This is a genomic window from Oleiphilus sp. HI0128 (genome assembly GCF_001635365.1).
Genome location: NZ_LWGG01001510.1, coordinates 1 through 1,063, shown reverse-complemented (window position 1 = coordinate 1,063; position 1,063 = coordinate 1). Strand labels below are relative to the sequence as shown.

1 protein-coding gene is annotated in these 1,063 nt (G+C 46.7%); it reads left to right on the top strand.

Annotation, left to right across the window (positions count from 1 at the left end; genetic code table 11):
* A partial coding sequence (locus tag A3763_RS24895) for a PLP-dependent aminotransferase family protein (protein WP_156495320.1) occupies positions 1 to 916 on the top strand: 916 nt, incomplete at its 5' end.
* Positions 917 to 1,063 lie beyond the last annotated feature (147 nt).

Sequence of the window (1,063 nt, the reverse complement as noted above, 5' to 3'; positions counted from 1 at the left end):
AATCATCATCACGGTTGGCGCTCAACAAGCGGTCAATATCGCGATTCAAGTCATCTTGAATCACGGAGATGAAGTCTATTTGGAAAACCCGGGCTACATTGGAATGCGCGAAGCCTTTAAAGCACATCAGTGCAAAATTACCGGCATCCCGGTGGGTAAGAATGGCTTAGACCTACAAGCACTACCGAAGAAACCAAAGGGTAAAATCTTATGTGTCACACCGACTCATCAATATCCGATGGGCGGGATTATGCCTTTGGCAAATCGCTTAAACATCCTTCAATGGGCTGCTGAAAATGGAGTATGGATTCTGGAGGATGATTACGACAGTGAATATCACTATGAACACAAACCGATTGCCTCCATGCAAGGTTTGGGTTTACAGGATCAAGTTATCTACATCGGTTCATTTAGCAAGGTACTTTACCCTGCACTAAGGCTTGGCTACATGGTTGTCCCTGAGCAAGTCATTGCCCCATGTGTGAAGACGAAAAATAGAATCGCAGGGCAAACACCAATGGTTGAGCAGGAAACTGTCGCTGAGTTTATTGCAGAAGGGCACTTTATCAGGCACCTGAGAAAAATGAGAGGGCTCTATCACGAGAAATTCAAAACGATCATCGCGGCTTGCGAACAGCACCTGGAAAATCTCGCAAAGCCCGAGTGCACCGGCGCGGGCATGCACATAGTATTGATTTTTAATCCGCAACTTTGCCAGGCCGGGCTATCAGATATGAAGGTTGTTGAAGCGATGAGGGAGCATAACCTCTCTGCCAGCCCCTTATCCACTTATTACCTCGATCGAGCCGAGGAGCAAGGCCTTGTACTGGGTTTTGCTAATACGGAGCTAAGCCTGATTGATCCGCATATACAAACGCTTCGGAATGTCATGCTTTCATGCATGACTAGCACTTAATCAATACTGTAAGGTCAATCGAACTAAAACAAGCCCACACCTCTATCAATATACTCAACTCGGCGGCGAGGCGTACCATGAAATGATTGTTCCAGGTTGAATTCAACACTCCCAACCGGAACACTGAAGAATACTCCGCTCGGTGTC